15 protein-coding genes are annotated in these 15,550 nt (G+C 59.1%); 4 read left to right on the top strand and 11 right to left on the bottom strand.

What is annotated here, in order from left to right; genetic code table 11:
- Nucleotides 1-13: 13 nt before the first annotated feature.
- Complete coding sequence (locus JSE7799_RS10815; RefSeq protein WP_055663614.1) at nt 14-253, bottom strand: SMc00767 family acetate metabolism repressor; 240 nt, start codon at nt 251-253, stop codon at nt 14-16.
- Nucleotides 254-319: 66 nt separating this feature from the next.
- Complete coding sequence (aceA, locus tag JSE7799_RS10810; RefSeq protein WP_055663613.1) at nt 320-1,621, bottom strand: isocitrate lyase; 1,302 nt, start codon at nt 1,619-1,621, stop codon at nt 320-322.
- A gap of 169 nt (nt 1,622-1,790) precedes the next feature.
- Here aceA and JSE7799_RS10805 point away from each other — a divergent pair, with 169 nt between their 5' ends.
- On the top strand, nt 1,791-3,176 hold the full coding sequence (locus tag JSE7799_RS10805; RefSeq protein WP_055663612.1) for a short-chain fatty acyl-CoA regulator family protein: 1,386 nt from the start codon (nt 1,791-1,793) through the stop codon (nt 3,174-3,176).
- 483 nt (nt 3,177-3,659) lie between these two features.
- Here JSE7799_RS10805 and JSE7799_RS10800 read toward each other — a convergent pair whose 3' ends face one another.
- Together JSE7799_RS10800 and hrcA are read right to left on the bottom strand one after the other, a co-directional pair.
- Entirely contained in the window at nt 3,660-4,223 is a 564-nt protein-coding gene (locus JSE7799_RS10800) for a nucleotide exchange factor GrpE (protein ID WP_055663611.1), read from the bottom strand.
- A gap of 17 nt (nt 4,224-4,240) precedes the next feature.
- On the bottom strand, nt 4,241-5,305 hold the full coding sequence (gene hrcA / locus JSE7799_RS10795) for a heat-inducible transcriptional repressor HrcA (protein ID WP_055663610.1): 1,065 nt from the start codon (nt 5,303-5,305) through the stop codon (nt 4,241-4,243).
- Nucleotides 5,306-5,424: 119 nt separating this feature from the next.
- Between hrcA and rph the strand changes: the two genes are divergently transcribed.
- The 3 genes from rph to hemW all read left to right on the top strand — a co-directional run bounded on the left by rph (nt 5,425) and on the right by hemW (nt 8,189).
- Nucleotides 5,425-6,141: a ribonuclease PH gene (rph, locus tag JSE7799_RS10790; protein ID WP_055663609.1), complete on the top strand. Its 717-nt coding sequence runs from the start codon at nt 5,425-5,427 to the stop codon at nt 6,139-6,141.
- A complete protein-coding gene (gene rdgB / locus JSE7799_RS10785) occupies nt 6,138-6,746 on the top strand; it encodes an RdgB/HAM1 family non-canonical purine NTP pyrophosphatase (protein WP_055663608.1) in 609 nt (202 codons plus the stop codon). The genes rph and rdgB overlap by 4 nt, the downstream gene beginning before the upstream one ends.
- A gap of 273 nt (nt 6,747-7,019) precedes the next feature.
- Nucleotides 7,020-8,189: a radical SAM family heme chaperone HemW gene (gene hemW / locus JSE7799_RS10780; protein WP_144431657.1), complete on the top strand. Its 1,170-nt coding sequence runs from the start codon at nt 7,020-7,022 to the stop codon at nt 8,187-8,189.
- Here hemW and JSE7799_RS10775 read toward each other — a convergent pair.
- The 7 genes from JSE7799_RS10775 to JSE7799_RS10750 form a co-directional block, all read right to left on the bottom strand.
- The gene (locus JSE7799_RS10775) at nt 8,163-9,068 is read right to left on the bottom strand and encodes a ParB/RepB/Spo0J family partition protein (protein WP_055663607.1); all 906 of its coding nucleotides are present in this window, start codon (nt 9,066-9,068) and stop codon (nt 8,163-8,165) included. The genes hemW and JSE7799_RS10775 overlap by 27 nt on opposite strands.
- Complete coding sequence (locus JSE7799_RS10770; protein WP_186201908.1) at nt 9,061-9,849, bottom strand: ParA family protein; 789 nt, start codon at nt 9,847-9,849, stop codon at nt 9,061-9,063. The genes JSE7799_RS10775 and JSE7799_RS10770 overlap by 8 nt, the downstream gene beginning before the upstream one ends.
- 1 nt (nt 9,850) lies before the next feature.
- Entirely contained in the window at nt 9,851-10,438 is a 588-nt protein-coding gene (gene rsmG / locus JSE7799_RS19810; RefSeq protein ID WP_083480473.1) for a 16S rRNA (guanine(527)-N(7))-methyltransferase RsmG, read from the bottom strand.
- Nucleotides 10,438-12,318 (bottom strand): tRNA uridine-5-carboxymethylaminomethyl(34) synthesis enzyme MnmG, encoded by a 1,881-nt coding sequence (gene mnmG, locus JSE7799_RS10765; protein WP_083480471.1) that lies wholly within the window; start codon nt 12,316-12,318, stop codon nt 10,438-10,440. Before mnmG ends, rsmG begins: the two co-directional genes overlap by 1 nt.
- The gene (gene mnmE, locus JSE7799_RS10760) at nt 12,319-13,596 is read right to left on the bottom strand and encodes a tRNA uridine-5-carboxymethylaminomethyl(34) synthesis GTPase MnmE (RefSeq protein ID WP_055663606.1); all 1,278 of its coding nucleotides are present in this window, start codon (nt 13,594-13,596) and stop codon (nt 12,319-12,321) included.
- Between the two features lie 10 nt (nt 13,597-13,606).
- Nucleotides 13,607-14,929 (bottom strand): transcription termination factor Rho, encoded by a 1,323-nt coding sequence (gene rho, locus JSE7799_RS10755; RefSeq protein WP_055663605.1) that lies wholly within the window; start codon nt 14,927-14,929, stop codon nt 13,607-13,609.
- 144 nt (nt 14,930-15,073) lie between these two features.
- The gene (locus JSE7799_RS10750; RefSeq protein WP_055663604.1) at nt 15,074-15,511 is read right to left on the bottom strand and encodes a CopD family protein; all 438 of its coding nucleotides are present in this window, start codon (nt 15,509-15,511) and stop codon (nt 15,074-15,076) included.
- Between the last annotated feature and the right edge of the window lie 39 nt (nt 15,512-15,550).

The following is a 15,550-nucleotide window of genomic DNA, read 5'->3' as shown; positions in this document are numbered from 1 at the left end:
TTTCTTGGCGCCGTTAGCGCCGGACAACCACCGGCACGACCATGTCGCCCCAAGCGCCGTCGGCGTGGTGACGGGACGTGCGCAGGATTTCCACGCTGACGCCACTTTCGACAAGCTGGATCACCGCTTGGTTGAGGCGGTGCAATTCGTTCGCAACCTGACGCACGCACTTGGCCTGCTCTTCTGTCATTTCGGCGGACTGAGCCTCGGCGCGTTCGCGCACGGGGGGCTTGAAGGAAACGGTCTCGGTCATGGTGACCTCCTGGTCTGACGTTTGCGTGGCACCGCCCCGGGCCTCCGGGGCGGCATTGTCGCGGTCTTATTCGGCCGCGACGGCCTTGTCGGCGCGCTTGAACTGGTCGGATTCGGTCGAGTCGCCCATTGCCGTAGTCGAGGACGTGCCCGCCGAAATGGCCTGCGCGACGGCGTCGAAATAGCTTGTCCCGACTTCGCGCTGGTGACGCGTGGCGGTGTAGCCGTCGGCCTCGGACGCAAATTCGGCCTGCTGAAGTTCGGAATAGGCAGCCATCTGGCGCTCCTTGTAGCCCTTGGCGAGCGTGAACATTCCGTGGTTGAGTTGATGGAACCCTGCCAGCGTGATGAACTGGAACTTGTAGCCCATTGCGCCCAATTCCCGCTGGAACTTCGCGATCGTCTCGTGATCGAGATTGGCTTCCCAGTTGAAGGACGGCGAGCAATTGTAAGCCAGCAGCTGATTGGGATGCTCACGCCGCACCGCTTCTGCAAAGCGCCGCGCCTGCTCCAGATCCGGCTTGGATGTCTCGCACCAGATTAGGTCCGAATAGGGCGCCATCGCAATTGCGCGGGCGATGCAGGGCTCCAGACCGTTGCGAACGCGGAAGAAACCTTCCGGCGTCCGTCCGGCGTCATAATCGACGAAGGGTCGGTCGCGTTCGTCAATATCGGATGTGATGAGCTTGGCCGCCTCGGCATCCGTGCGGCAGATGACCAGCGAGGGCGTTCCCATGACGTCTGCCGCAAGCCGCGCCGCCGTGAGGGTGCGGATATGCTGCGACATCGGGACAAGAACCTTGCCGCCCAGATGGCCGCACTTCTTCTCCGAGGCGAGTTGATCCTCGAAATGCACGCCCGCCGCGCCGGCCTCGATATAGGCCTTCATCAGTTCGAACGCGTTGAGCGCCCCGCCGAAGCCGGCCTCCGCGTCCGCCACAATCGGGGCGAACCAGTCCTCGACCGACATATTGCCTTCGCTGCGCTCGATCTGGTCGGCGCGCTGAAGGGTCCGGTTGATCCGGCGGCAGAGCTCCGGTCCCGAATTGGCCGGGTAGAGCGACTGGTCCGGATACATCGCGCCCGCCTGGTTCGCGTCGGCCGCAACTTGCCAGCCGGACAAATAGACGGCAGGCAACCCTGCGCGAACCTGCTGCATGGCTTGGTTACCGGTCATCGCGCCCAATGAATTGACGAAATCCATCTCGTGGATCTGGCGCCAAAGGCGGTTCGCGCCGCGCGTGGCCAGCGTGTGTTCAATGCGGACGGATCCGCGCAAGCGCAGCACTTCCTCGGGACCGTAGGGACGGTCGATGTTGTCGAAGCGGCCTTCCGGTGCGTCCGGCACAAGGGTTGTGAAGTCTGTCATGTCGATCTCCCGTTTTCGCGCGGGCGTCCGCGCAGCGTATGGTCCTTACCTACGCCTTGTTTGGCGGGCGGTATTCGTCTTTCCGCTCTGCAGCATCGAGATTCGGGTTACACCGTATGGATATTTACAGATCGGTTCTGTAAATTTGTGAATCTGTAAAGGAGACGCCATGTCGGAGAAACTCTTTGCCGGACCGCGCGTACGCCGGGCGCGGGTGGAACTTGGACTGACGCAGGCGGACATGGCGCGCTCGCTCGGGATCTCGGCAAGCTATCTCAACTTGATCGAACGCAACCAGCGACCTCTGACGGCTCCGGTCCTGCTGGCGCTGGCCACGGAACATGCGATCGATCTCGGGACGCTCGGTCGCGGTGGCGGAGAACTTCAGGGGCTTCGTGAGGCGTTCGACGACCCGCTGCTGTCGGCGGAGCTGACGGGGCCGCGGGAATTGGCGGATATGGCGGATACCGCGCCCGCCGCGTCGGCCGGAGTGGTCAAGCTTTACCGCGCCTACCGCGAGGCCTTGGACCGGCTGGCCGATCTATCGGGTAAACTGGCCGAGCAGGGAGCGGGTGCGGCGACAATCGACCTGCCACCGGCGCAGCGGTTTCGCGACCTGTTCGAACCGCGACCCTGCCATGACCCCGATCTCGACGACGCCGCCGAGGCGCTGGATGCGCGGCTGCCGCGACGGGCGCTGCGCGAGGCGGCGCTTGCGGACTGGCTGGAGACGGAGCACCGCATGACGTTGCGCCTCGTGCCCGCCGCCTCGATGCCTTTGTGGCGGGTGAGATCCGACCGACATCGTGGGCAGCTCTACGTGTCGGATGCGCTTGACCCCAGTGACAGGATGGTCTGGATCGCGGCGGAGGCCATGCGGTTCGGCGCTCCGGACGTGATGGCGCAGACGCTGGAGGAGCTTGCCGGGACGGAAACTGATGAGGTTCGCCGCCTTGTGGACCGTCATCTGCGCGAGGTCGCCGGTCGGGCTCTGGCGATGCCCTATACGCGGTTCCGGGAAGCGGCCGGACGAGTTCGCTACGACCTTTCGGCGCTCGCCACGACATCCGGGGCAGGGCACGTTCATGCGGCGCACAGGCTCGTGTCGCTCCGACGTATCAACGCGTCCGGGCCGCCCTTCTTCGTGACGGTGCGCGATGCTTTGGGTCGTGATACGGAGCGGCGGGGTGCGCGGGGGTTTCCGGCGACGTCCTTCGGGGGCGGCTGCGCCCGTCTGCCGGTATTCACGCTTTCAGGACGTCCGGGGGAGTCCGAGACGCGCCTCGTCGAGATGCCCGACGGCGCGCGCTTCGTGGTCACGTGTCATGGGTTGGATCGGAGCGGACCCCGCCGTGCCGTGATGCTAGGGCTGCCGGCCGATGCGGCGACAGGAACAGCCTATGAGGCGGCGGCAGAACCCGATCCGCTCGCAATCGGACCGTCCTGCCGCCTCTGCGTACGTCAGGGTTGCGAGGTGAGGGGCGAGCCGGCGATGACGCGCCCTGCCGGTACCGACGCCTGGACGGTCGGGGCATCGCTCTGGGAGTTTCATTGATCTTCTGTCGGGGGCAGTCCTGGTGAGGGTGATTGCCTCCACGAACCGACGCGTCTTCGTCGCGAATGGCGGTCGCAGACTTATCGGGTGGTATCGGATTACAGCGGCACCGTCTGAACGGGGAGGCACTTCCGAGGCCTCAGACCGAAAAACCGACCAGCTTGCCAATGGCAGGAAGCTTTCAGCGGTCAGTCTTTTGAGCTGGAGCTTAGATTCCCGGAGCTACATCCGCACTTTCGATCATCGCCCTCGCGCATCCGGCGGAAAATGCGCCAGCAACTGCAACTGCAACCGGAGCCGATGAGTCAGTGCGTGCTCTGAGGTCTCTGATTCTCGTCCGCTGGCGGCGATGCAGAACTTGCGCCAGTATTAAGATTTCTCGCGGGAAATAGATGGGTCAGAGACTCAAGGCGCAGAACTTTGACTGATCAACCTCTGGAACGAAGCGACATGCTCCGTTCCAGAGGATCGTACCGCCGAGGATCAGGACGGCGTGCTGGAGACGCCGACCTGCGCCGGGCGCAGAAGGCGGTCGTGCAACATAAAGCCCACGGTTGCGACCTGAATGATGTCGCCGGCCTTGGTGTCGGGCACGGGGGCCTCGAACATCGCCTGGTGGACCTGCGGATCGAACCGGTCGCCGATCTCGGGTGACACGAGCGTGATGCCGTGCTTGCCGAGGACGCCGATGAGTTCCTTGAGCGTAAGCTGGATACCCTCGATGACGGCGTCATTGGCCCCTCCGGCGGCATCGAGGGCGCGGCGAAGGTTGTCATAGACCGGGAGGATGTCACGGGCCAGCTTGGAACTGCCGTATTGCTCCGCTTCGACGCGCTCGCGGGCGGCGCGCTTGCGGACGTTCTCGGTCTCGGCCAGCGCACGCATCAGGCGGTCGCGCATCTCGTCGCGTTCGGCGACGATGGCATCGACGGCCTCACGGCCGGTCTGCTGCGTCTCCGGCTCTTCCTCCATCGCGGCGTCGAGGTCGAAATCCTCGTCCATCATCTCGGGGTCGTCGAGAAACGTCTCTTCCTTGGGCTTTGCCATACTCGGTCCTCAGTCTTTCATTCGCGGGGGCCGGACAGCATCCGCCCGACCAGTTGTGCCGTATAGTCGACGATCGGAACGATCCGACCGTAATTGAGGCGCGTCGGACCGATGACGCCGACAGCGCCCACGATCCTGCGATCCGCGTTCATATAGGGAGAAACCACCAGAGATGAACCGGAAAGCGAGAACAACTTGTTCTCCGAGCCTATGAAGATCCGTACGCCCTCGCCTTCCTCGGTGAGCTGCAGGAACTCGGTGATGTCGCGCTTACGCTCCAGATCGTCGAAGAGCAGGCGGATGCGCTCGAGATTCTCAGCATCCGTTCCGCCTTCAAGCAGGTTCGCGCGACCGCGTACGATCAGACGCTCACCGTCCTGGCCGGCATTTTCCCAGACGGCGAGGCCCTTTTCGATGAGGTCATGCGCCAGGGTGTCGATCTCACGCCGGCGTGCCGCGACCTCGCCGGTCATCAGCGCCTTGAGGTCAGAGATCGTGCGGCCTTCAATCATCGAGTTCAGCAGGTTCGCCGCTTCGCGCATGGCCGAGGGCGTCTGGCCCGGAGGCGGCTGGAAGACGCGGTTTTCGACATGGCCGTCGGCGAAGACCAGCACCACCAGCGCACGATCCGGCGCAAGGCTGACAAACTCGATATGGCGAATCGGCGCCTCGCGCTTCGGCGACAGCACCAGCGATGCACCCTGAGTGATCCCTGACAATGCGCTGCCGACCCGGTCCATCAAGGCGCTCACGTCGTCCTCGGAGGCGCCGACGGTCGCCTCGATCCGCTCCCGGTCCTCGTCGCCCAATTGCGCCTCGAGCAAGCCGTCGACGAACATCCGAAGGCCCGCCTGCGTCGGAATGCGGCCGGCGGAAATGTGCGGCGCCTGGATGAGGCCGAGATATTCAAGATCCTGCATCACGTTCCGGATCGTCGCGGCCGAGACCTTCTCCGACATGGTGCGGGTGAGGGTACGACTTCCGACGGGATCGCCCGTGCCGAGATAGCCCTCGACCACCCGGCGAAAGACTTCGCGGGACCGGTGGTTCATCTCGGACAGGATCTGGGCGTTCTCAATCATTCCTAAGCAATCCATTCGGAGCGTGAGGGATCTATGCATCCCGGGCGCGGCGGTCAATCGTGGCCTTGCGCGCCGGCGGGCCCTGTTGCAGGGACCGGACCGACAAATGGAGAGACAAGATGAGACCTTCCGGCCGTAGCCTCGACGAGATGCGCACGATTTCGATAGAAACCGACATCACCCGTCATGCCGAAGGATCCTGCATGATCCGCTGCGGGGATACGCACGTTCTGTGCACGGCATCGCTTGAGGAGCGGGTGCCGCCGTTTCTGAGAAATACGGGGCAGGGATGGGTGACCGCCGAATATGGAATGCTGCCGCGCGCGACGACGACCCGCATGCGCCGCGAAGCGTCGAGCGGCAAGCAAACCGGCCGCACACAGGAGATTCAGCGCCTGATCGGACGGTCTCTGCGCGCGGGGATCGATCGGCAGGCAATGGGCGAACGCCAGATCACCGTGGACTGCGACGTGATCCAAGCGGATGGCGGCACACGTTGCGCCGCGATCACCGGCGGCTGGATCGCGCTGCGCCTTGCTGTGAACAAGCTGATGGCTGCGGGCGACATCACGATGGACCCAATCCTCGATCACGTGGCTGCAGTGTCCTGCGGCATCTATGCAGGGCAGCCGGTCCTTGATCTCGATTATCCCGAGGATAGCGAGGCGGGAACGGACGGCAACTTCGTGATGACCGGAGCAGGGCGAATGATCGAGATCCAAGCCTCGGCCGAAGGCGCGACCTTCGGGCAGGATCAGTTCGCGGAGATGATGGCCTTGGCGGAGAAGGGCGTGAGTGATCTGGTTGCTGCACAGAAGGCGGCTGTTGGCGGATGAGGAAGATTGGCGATACGCTCCTGATCGCCACGCATAACCGCGGCAAGCTGGACGAATTCCGCGCCATCCTCGGGCCACGTGGCATCACCTGTCGCTCCAACGTCGATTTTGAGCTTCCGGAGCCGGAGGAGACCGAGGAGACTTTTCTGGGAAATGCGCGGATCAAGGCCCGTGCGGCTATGGTCGCAACGGGTCTGCCTGCCTTGGCCGATGATTCGGGGATCGTCATCGACGGGCTGGATGGCGCGCCGGGCGTGCACACCGCCGACTGGGCCGAAACGCCGGATGGTCGGGATTTTCGACTGGCTATGAAGCGGGCTTGGGACGAACTGGAGGCGCGCGATGCGCCAGAGCCGCGGACGGCGCGGTTCCATGCGACGCTGCTGCTGATGTGGCCGGACGGTGCTGAGGCCATATTTGAAGGGGAAGTTCCTGGTCGGATCGTGTGGCCTATGCGTGGCGAAACGGGTCACGGCTACGATCCCATTTTCATGCCCGATGGGCATGACCGCACGTTCGGTGAAATGGACGCAGCGGAAAAGAATGCGATCAGCCATCGGGCTGTCGCGGTCGCGAAGATGGTTGCAGCTTTGGAGGCAACGTAGCTGAGGTCTCGTGTCTTTCAGACGTCTCGTCGTGCGGAACATCCGTAGGGACCGTGGTAGGGCGCAACGGAAGGATCTTTGACAGCAACGCTGAACATGTCGGTGTCGATGGCGGCTTTGTTTCCTGATCCGTTGATGCACACTTTGAATGCTGATCGATGTGTCTCAGATGACTCGCATTGTAGCCCGGGCGGAGATCTGGATCAGGCTGCAAAAACACTGATTTAAGACATTGCGGATGGTTCCCCTGTCGGGACGCGACGTCACCAATTAATGGAGTGGAATGTGGAAAATTGGCAGCGTGGCGGCTTCGGGCTGTACGTACACTGGCCGTTTTGTGCTGCCAAATGCCCTTATTGTGACTTCAATTCGCATGTGGTCTCCGCTGTTGATCAGGATCGTTGGCGCGCGGCAATGCTCCGAGATCTCGAATATTGGGCGGAACGCACCTCCGGACGAGTTTTATCAAGCATATTCTTTGGCGGCGGCACGCCGTCCCTTATGCCTCCTGAGACGGTCGCGGCAATTGTTGCAGCGGCGCGAACCCTGTGGACTCCTGCGAATGATCTGGAGGTGACGCTGGAGGCGAACCCGACATCAGTGGAAGCGGAACGCTTTAATGCCTTTGGGGCCGCCGGAGTAAATCGCTTCTCGGTCGGGCTTCAAGCTTTGGACGACGCAGACTTGCGGCGGCTTGGTCGCCTGCATTCCGTTGCAGAAGGTCGCCATGCCTATGAGGTGGCACGGTCGGTAACGGATCGTGTGTCGTTCGATTTAATCTATGCGCGACAGGATCAACCCGCCGCGGCTTGGGAACGGGAACTTAAAGAGGCGCTGACCTTCGCTGGAGAGCATCTGTCACTGTATCAGCTGACAATCGAGGAGGGGACGGCGTTTGGTGCCCGCCATGCCGTGGGGCGGCTAAATGGACTGCCGGATGAGGATCGGGCCGTCGACCTGTGGCACGTGACCCAAGAGCTTTGTGCGGAAGCAGGGTTTCGTCGCTACGAAACGTCGAACCACGCTGTCCCCGGACGCGAAAGCCGGCACAACTTTATTTATTGGCGCGGGGGTGATTGGATCGGTGTCGGTCCCGGAGCCCACGGGCGTGTCACAATCGGAGCAGACCGGTCGGCCTCGGAGGCCCACAAGATGCCCCAGAAGTGGCTGGCCGCAAATGAAGATTCTGGAACTGGGACCGCGCATGTTGAGTACTTGCAGAAAACCGGCGTCGCAGATGAATACGTCATGATGGGTCTGAGGTTGGACGAAGGTATCGATCTTGACTATGTCGCTTCCCTCTCCAAGCAGTTAGATACTCGCAGGGTCGATGAGCTTGTCGAAGAAGGTTACCTAGTGCGCGCGCCGAGCCGCCTAATCGCGACTGCTTCCGGCGCTCTTGTTCTGAATGCAGTTCTAGCGGCTATCCTCACCGAGACCTGACGAAAGAAGATTACAGAGCCGATCAAGCTCCTCGAGAGAGTCGTAGCGGATCGTGACGCTTCCACCTTCGGCGCCCGCATCATGATCTATGGTCACTCCGAGAGAAAGAGCTGCGGAAAGATCGCCTTCGAGGGCTTTGGTATCGGCGTCTTTATTTGAGCTCCGGACTTTTTTCTTCGTTGGGGAGGTGCTTTCCGGGCGGCCTTTAACCAGCTTCTCGGTGTCTCGCACCGAAAGACCCCGCGAGATCACTTGGCGTGCCAAGTCCTCAGGCTGCTCCGAACTGATCAGCGCCCGGGCATGCCCGGCGGACAAGGTCCCTTGCCGCACATACTCTTGGACAGGATCGGGAAGCTTCAGAAGCCTCATGAGGTTTGCGATATGGCTGCGCGACTTGCCAAGGACGGTAGAAAGCTGATCTTGGGTATGGCCGAAACGATCCATTAGCTGCCGGAAGCCGAGAGCCTCCTCAATCGCGTTGAGGTCGGCGCGCTGAATGTTCTCAATGATACCGATCTCCAGCACTTCCGTGTCGCTGAAATCTCGAACGAGGACAGGGACCTCATGTAGGCCCGCACGTTGAGCCGCTCGCCACCGACGCTCGCCAGCAACGATTTGATACTGATCCGAGCCGGTGAGTGGTCGGACAATCAGAGGTTGAAGAATTCCTTTCTGTGCGATCGAAGCCGAAAGATCGGAGAGAGCGTCCTCATCGAAAAACCGACGAGGCTGGTCGGGATTTGGAGACAATGTCTCTATCGGAACATGGCGTTCAGCTGTTGCAGACCGTTTGCCGATATCGGTCGCATCAACGCCGGCATCGGCCATCAGCGCAGACAAGCCGCGGCGCATCGGCCGTTTTTGAGAAGCGTCAGCCATCGGTCAACAAAGCCTCTTCGTTTCTCTGAAGCAGTTCTCCCGCGAGACTTCTGTATGCAATAGCACCACGGGATGTCGGGTCGTAGTTAATCACCGGCATGGCGTAGCTTGGTGCCTCACTCAGCCGAACATTCCGCGGTATCTTAGTTTGAAGCACGAGATCTCCGAGGTTTTCTCGAACATCTTCCTCCACCTGGAGGCAGAGGTTGTTGCGTCGATCAAACATGGTCAGGAGAATTCCCTCAATCCTAAGGTCCGCGTTCGCACTTTTTCGAACGTCCCGAACCGTTACAAGAAGTTGCGATAGACCTTCTAGCGCGAAAAACTCTGCCTGGAGCGGGACTAAGATCGTGTCCGAGGCAACGAAAGAATTAATGGTGAGCAAATTCAGGTTCGGAGGACAATCGATCAGGACGTAGTCATACTCCATAGGGTGCAGTCGGAGCGCATCTCGGAGGTGCATGACGCGGCGTGAACTTTTCATCATCTCGTTGTCGGCGGAAGCAAGGTCCATCGTTGCGGGAATGATAGAGAGATTATCGACATCCGTCAGGACAGCGGCATCCGATGGAGCAATATCCCCAAGGAGAACGTCGTAGGCGCTTTTTCCTCGACCGGAGCGAGAGATACCCAATCCCGTCGATGCGTTCCCCTGAGGATCCAGATCGATCAGCAGGGTACGCATACCTCGTACTGCAAGAGATGCACCAAGATTGATGGCGGTTGTCGTCTTTCCGACTCCGCCCTTCTGGTTGGCTATGCTGACAATGCGAGTCTTCACGCTAAAGCCTCGCCAGATTTTGGACTTCAAGGATCATGGAGTCTTTTTCCATCAAGCTTGGATGAAGTTTTAGATCATAAGCCCATTCTTTCTCAGCAGCTAGGGCATCTGCTTCCCATGTTCGGCCTTTAGGATAAAGGCCGACGGTTTGACCGTGTCCGTGCCGACACTGATATTCGAGAAGCTTTTCGAGGGGAGCCAGCGCACGCGCAGAAATTATATCAGCGCCGAGTGGGTCGAGTGCCTCGATTCTCGCCACAATTATTTGAACGTCTAACTCAAGTTCTCGACGAACGGTCTTCAGGAAAGCAGCTTTTCGGTGGTCGCTTTCTACAAGAACCACGTTGCTTTGGGGCCTTCTAGCGATTGCGATAACCAGTCCCGGAAGGCCGCCACCGCTACCTAGATCAAGCCATGTGCCTTGGGATGGTGCAATTGAATTCAATTGCAGACAGTCGTTAACATGACGATGGCTAAATTCATCAAGAGTTTGACTGGATACGAGGTTGATCCGCTCGTTCCACCTCTTCAGGAGGTTCTCATATCGCCTCAGGAGCGAGTTTGTTTCACGTGAAACACCGTTTATCATCAAGCCGACCGCTTCGCTCGCCCACGCGTGTGAGCCAAAATAGCTGTCAGGGCAGCCGGTGTAACGCCCTCGATGCGACCTGCCTGTGCAATCGTCTCGGGCCTTGCGAGCTCAAGCTTTCCACACACTTCCTTGGACAGACTGCCGATCTTCCGATAGTCTAGGTCCTTTGGGAGCAAAATTGCCTCATCTCGTTCTAAAGCAGAAATCTCGCGATCTTGGCGAGCTTCATACATCGAGTAAACAGCTTCATTTTGAAGCTGATCCACGGTCTCGTAACCATGGGACTTCAAGTGGGGATATGAAGCAAACAACTCGGCTATTTCAGCTCCCGCGAGCGACAGAACGTCGTAGGCCGATCTGCTAGGCCCGTTTATCCGTAGACCTGGAACGACTGCGGACACGGCCTGGGGACCAAGCTTCGTTGATTTTAAGGCTGAACGGGCAGTTGAAAGTCTATCTTTTTTGGCAGCAAACTTCTTCCAACGTGGATCCTTCACAAGGCCAATCTGGCGGCCGAAATCAGTGAGCCTGCTATCAGCGTTGTCGGCTCGTAGCGTGAGGCGATACTCAGCTCTTGAGGTGAACATGCGGTAGGGCTCAGAGACCCCGCGCGTCACGAGATCGTCGATCAAAACACCAATGTAACCATCGCTCCGGCTGAAGGTGATTCCGGCAACGCCGGACGAAGCACGCGCAGCATTTAGACCCGCGACAAGCCCCTGAGCCCCTGCTTCCTCATATCCTGTCGTCCCGTTGATCTGGCCTGCCAAGTAGAGATTGGGAATTGAGCGAAAAAGCAGCGTGCGGTCGAGAGATCGCGGATCGACGTAATCGTATTCGATGGCATAGCCGGGCTGGGCAATTTTGGCCCGTTCAAAACCAGCAATTGATCTAACGTAATCTATCTGAATGTCGGCGGGAAGGGATGTCGAGATCCCATTTGGATAGACTAGATCCGACTTGAGACCTTCAGGTTCAACGAAAACTTGATGAGAGTCTTTCTCGGTGAACCGGACCACCTTATCCTCGATTGAGGGGCAGTACCGAGGCCCAATCCCATCTATCATACCACCGTACATTGCTGACTGATGAAGATTCTCTCGTATTATTTCGTGGGTTTTTCCATTTGTATGGGTAATGCCGCAAGATATTTGTGCAGCATTTGGCTGCCCGCGAGTGAGAAAGGAGAAAAAAGTCGGTTGTTCATCCCCGGGTTGGGATCCAATACCCGCCCAATTGATCGTGTTTCGGTGCAGGCGTGGAGGCGTCCCCGTCTTCAGCCGACCAACGGCAAAGGCGCCAGATCGAATTCGTTCAGCAAGCTTTTTTGCTGATCTAGCGCCCATCCGGCCGCCGGCATGCCGTTCATTTCCAATGTGAATTACACCACCGAGAAATGTTCCAACCGTGAGAACCACCGTTTTCGCATCGACTTCCGATCCATCAGACAGCAGAACGCCTCTCGCCGCTTCATTTGAGGAAACAAGCAGGTCGACCACCTCTCCTTCGATTACCCTCAGATTTAGCGCATTTTCAATTTCGCGCGTCATCCCGACCCGATAAAGGTCTCTATCTATTTGCGCCCTTGGGCCCCGAACAGCCGGACCTTTTCGCCGATTAAGAAGCCGAAACTGGATCCCCGAAGCGTCGGCAACGCGTGCCATTGCGCCATCCAACGCATCGATTTCACGAACAAGATGACCTTTGCCTAGGCCCCCGATCGCAGGATTACATGACATCGTGCCAATGTCGTTGCGCGAAAACGTCACGAGAGCGACGGACGCTCCCAATCTGCTTGCAGCCAGTGCAGCTTCGCAGCCAGCGTGACCAGCACCAACAACAACAACGTCAAATCCAAATTGTTTCACGTGAAACACCTACTTCCCGATACAGAAGGATCGAAAGATATCGTCGAGGACAAACTCTACATCAAAAGCACCGATGATGTCAGCCAAATGCATCACGGCGTTTCTGATCGATGCAACTTGCACCTCAACGGGAAGGTCCATTAACCGCGTCTCTTCCAAAGAAAGAACTGCATTCTCCAACGAAGCCCGGTCCCTCTCGCGTGAGAACAAACTCGCTGCATCGACCCGCCGTTCAGCGACAGCCCCGATTTTCTCCACTAATTCTTCGATTCCTTCGCCGGTCACGTTTGAAATTCCTGATCCGCCGCGAACATCAACCTTCGTGCGAACGATCAGGTCCTCTTCAGTCAGAAGGTCGAATGGCGGTTCCGGAACTTCTTCTTCATGTAAAAATATACGAAGATCAGCATCTTTGGCGCGCGCTCGCGCGCGCGTTACCCCTATCGACTCCACTTCATCTTCAGTGTGGCGCAGTCCTGCCGTGTCGAGAATCAGTATCAACATTCCGTCGATGTTCATCCTGACCTCGATGATATCGCGCGTTGTACCAGCAACTTTCGAAACGATTGCTGCGTCGCTGCCGGTAAGCCTATTCAGAAGCGAGGATTTTCCAGCATTGGGCGCACCGATCAATGCGACTTCAAATCCATCCCGCAGCGTCCGAGCAGCGCCAAATCCTTTACTGGCTCTCCGCAAATCTCCGATGACGTTCTCTAGCAGGGCGCGCACTTCTGGCTCCACATCCTCCGGCGTATCCTCTTCCGCAAAATCGATGGTCGCTTCGAGCAGAGCTGCGGCACGGATGAGCTTCACCCGCCACTCCGCAACTTGCTCGCTCATCTCGCCACCGAAGACGCGAAGAGCATGCCGGCGCTGAACCTCTGTCTCCGCATCGATCATGTCCGACAGACCCTGAACCTGGGTGAGGTCAAGTCGCTCGTTCATCAACGCCCGACGCGTGAATTCCCCAGGACCAGCCATTCGCGCGAGGCCTGTATCCAATATTGCGGCAATGACCGCTTGGACGATTGCGATGCTTCCGTGAAGATGAAGCTCGACAACATCCTCGTCAGTGAAGCTTGCACCTTCGGCAAAGTATAACACCAACGCATGATCTAGAACGCCCCTTGTTCCGTCCCTCAGAACACATAGGCGTGAACTGCGTGGGGCAGGGACCTTGCCGCCGAGAGCGGACAACACTGGAACCGCGTTCGGTCCCGAGATGCGAATGACGGCAAGCCCGGCCTTACCCCTAGCCGTGGCCAAGGCAAAGATCGTCTCTTCCATGGCGTCGCTATCAGGAATTCATGGATTCGAAGAAATCAGAATTCGTCTTCGTCTGCTTGAGCTTGGAAAGAAGGAATTCGATCGCATCTGTGGTGCCCATCGGGTTCAGGATGCGACGAAGCACAAATGTTTTCTGCAGGTTTTTGGAATCGACAAGCAGCTCCTCTTTCCGCGTGCCCGACTTCAGAATGTCCATCGCCGGGAATACGCGCTTGTCCGCCACCTTGCGATCCAAAACGATCTCGCTGTTACCGGTGCCCTTGAACTCTTCAAAGATCACCTCGTCCATGCGGCTTCCGGTATCGATCAGCGCCGTAGCGATAATCGTCAACGACCCGCCTTCCTCGATATTTCGCGCCGCACCGAAGAAACGCTTCGGCCGCTGCAGGGCGTTGGCATCGACACCGCCAGTAAGGACCTTCCCAGATGACGGGACTACGGTGTTAAAAGCTCTACCAAGTCTTGTGATAGAGTCGAGAAGAATAACAACATCTCGTTTATGCTCGACAAGACGCTTCGCCTTTTCAATCACCATCTCGGACACGGCGACATGCCGTGTCGCCGGCTCGTCGAAGGTCGATGAGATAACCTCGCCCTTCACCGAGCGCTGCATGTCCGTCACCTCCTCCGGCCGCTCGTCGATGAGCAGCACCATGAGGTAGCATTCGGGATGGTTCGTCTCGATTGACCGGGCGATGTTCTGCAACAAGACTGTCTTACCGGTACGCGGCGGTGCGACGATCAGACTGCGCTGGCCCTTCCCGATCGGTGCGACGAGGTCGATGATCCGGGCAGACCGGTCCTTGATGGTCGGATCCTCGATCTCCATCTTGAACGGCTCGTCCGGATAGAGCGGCGTGAGATTGTCGAAGGAGACTTTGTGCTTCGCCTTCTCCGGGTCCGAAAAGTTGATCTGTGTGACCTTGGTGATCGCAAAATAGCGCTCGTTATCGTCGGGCGCCTGGATCACACCCTCGACGGTGTCGCCAGTACGCAGCGAATGCTGCCGGATGACTTCAGGCGAGACATAGATGTCGTCCGGACCCGGCAGGTAGTTTGCTTCAGGCGCCCTCAAGAACCCGAACCCGTCCTGAAGAACCTCCAGCACGCCTTCGCCGTAGATATCCCAACCTTCATCCGCGCGTTCGCGCAGGATCGAGAACATCATCTCACCCTTGCGCATCGTCGAGGCGTTCTCGATCTCGAGTTCCTCGGCCATGGAGAGCAGGTCTTTCGGCGAATGCGCCTTCAGGTCTCGCAGGTTGAGGGTCTCGACCGGGCCGTCTTCTTCCGGGGTCTCGAAGGTCAATTCGTCAGTCTGGTCGTCGGGCATGGACCTACTCCGTTGCCGGGCGATTGACCGAACCACAGGACCGGCATCGCATCGTTTGTTGGTATGGAATTCGGCACATGGACCAGGACGATCCGCCGTTAGCGACGCAGTTATGTCCGACGGTCAAGCATGTCAATCTCCCGATCAGGCGGGGCGGACGATGACCGATATGACGATCACGATGAGCAGGAGCGTCGGGAACTCGTTCGCGATGCGGAATCCGCGGCCAGTCATTGTGCTTCGCCCCGTGCTCAGCCGCTTTCGCTCGGCGGCACACCACATGTGAAACGCCGTCATTGCCAAGACCGCCGCCGCCTTTGTCCACGGCCAGACGGCGCTCCAATCGACGACACCCAACCCGATCAATCCCATGCCGAAAAACCATGTCGCGATCATCGCAGGGGTCATGATCGCACGCAGAAGGCGCCGTTCCATCACCTCCAGCATGGGCATCGCCTCCGGCACGCTGCCACGCTGTTCCACGTGATACACGAACAAGCGTGGCAGATAGAACAACGCAGCCATCCAGGCGACGAAGGAGATCACGTGTCCAGCCTTGAGCCAAAGATACCAGTCGACCATGGCGCCCTCTATGTTTCGCCCATCTATATAGAAAGAAGA

This window comes from Jannaschia seosinensis (assembly GCF_001408515.1).
Lineage (GTDB): Bacteria > Pseudomonadota > Alphaproteobacteria > Rhodobacterales > Rhodobacteraceae > Jannaschia > Jannaschia seosinensis.
The sequence above is the reverse complement of the archived record's forward strand: the minus strand, read 5'-3'. Positions and strand labels throughout refer to the sequence as shown.

Bases quoted from the DNA above. Each gene is read 5' to 3' on its own strand.
- JSE7799_RS10815 (WP_055663614.1), bottom strand. From the start codon at position 253: ATGACCGAGACCGTTTCCTTCAAGCCCCCCGTGCGCGAACGCGCCGAG.
- aceA (WP_055663613.1), bottom strand. From the start codon at position 1,621: ATGACAGACTTCACAACCCTTGTGCCGGACGCACCGGAAGGCCGCTTC.
- JSE7799_RS10805 (WP_055663612.1), top strand. From the start codon at position 1,791: ATGTCGGAGAAACTCTTTGCCGGACCGCGCGTACGCCGGGCGCGGGTG.
- JSE7799_RS10800 (WP_055663611.1), bottom strand. From the start codon at position 4,223: ATGGCAAAGCCCAAGGAAGAGACGTTTCTCGACGACCCCGAGATGATG.
- hrcA (WP_055663610.1), bottom strand. From the start codon at position 5,305: ATGATTGAGAACGCCCAGATCCTGTCCGAGATGAACCACCGGTCCCGC.
- rph (WP_055663609.1), top strand. From the start codon at position 5,425: ATGAGACCTTCCGGCCGTAGCCTCGACGAGATGCGCACGATTTCGATA.
- rdgB (WP_055663608.1), top strand. From the start codon at position 6,138: ATGAGGAAGATTGGCGATACGCTCCTGATCGCCACGCATAACCGCGGC.
- hemW (WP_144431657.1), top strand. From the start codon at position 7,020: ATGGAGTGGAATGTGGAAAATTGGCAGCGTGGCGGCTTCGGGCTGTAC.
- JSE7799_RS10775 (WP_055663607.1), bottom strand. From the start codon at position 9,068: ATGGCTGACGCTTCTCAAAAACGGCCGATGCGCCGCGGCTTGTCTGCG.
- rsmG (WP_083480473.1), bottom strand. From the start codon at position 10,438: ATGATAAACGGTGTTTCACGTGAAACAAACTCGCTCCTGAGGCGATAT.
- mnmE (WP_055663606.1), bottom strand. From the start codon at position 13,596: ATGGAAGAGACGATCTTTGCCTTGGCCACGGCTAGGGGTAAGGCCGGG.
- rho (WP_055663605.1), bottom strand. From the start codon at position 14,929: ATGCCCGACGACCAGACTGACGAATTGACCTTCGAGACCCCGGAAGAA.
- JSE7799_RS10750 (WP_055663604.1), bottom strand. From the start codon at position 15,511: ATGGTCGACTGGTATCTTTGGCTCAAGGCTGGACACGTGATCTCCTTC.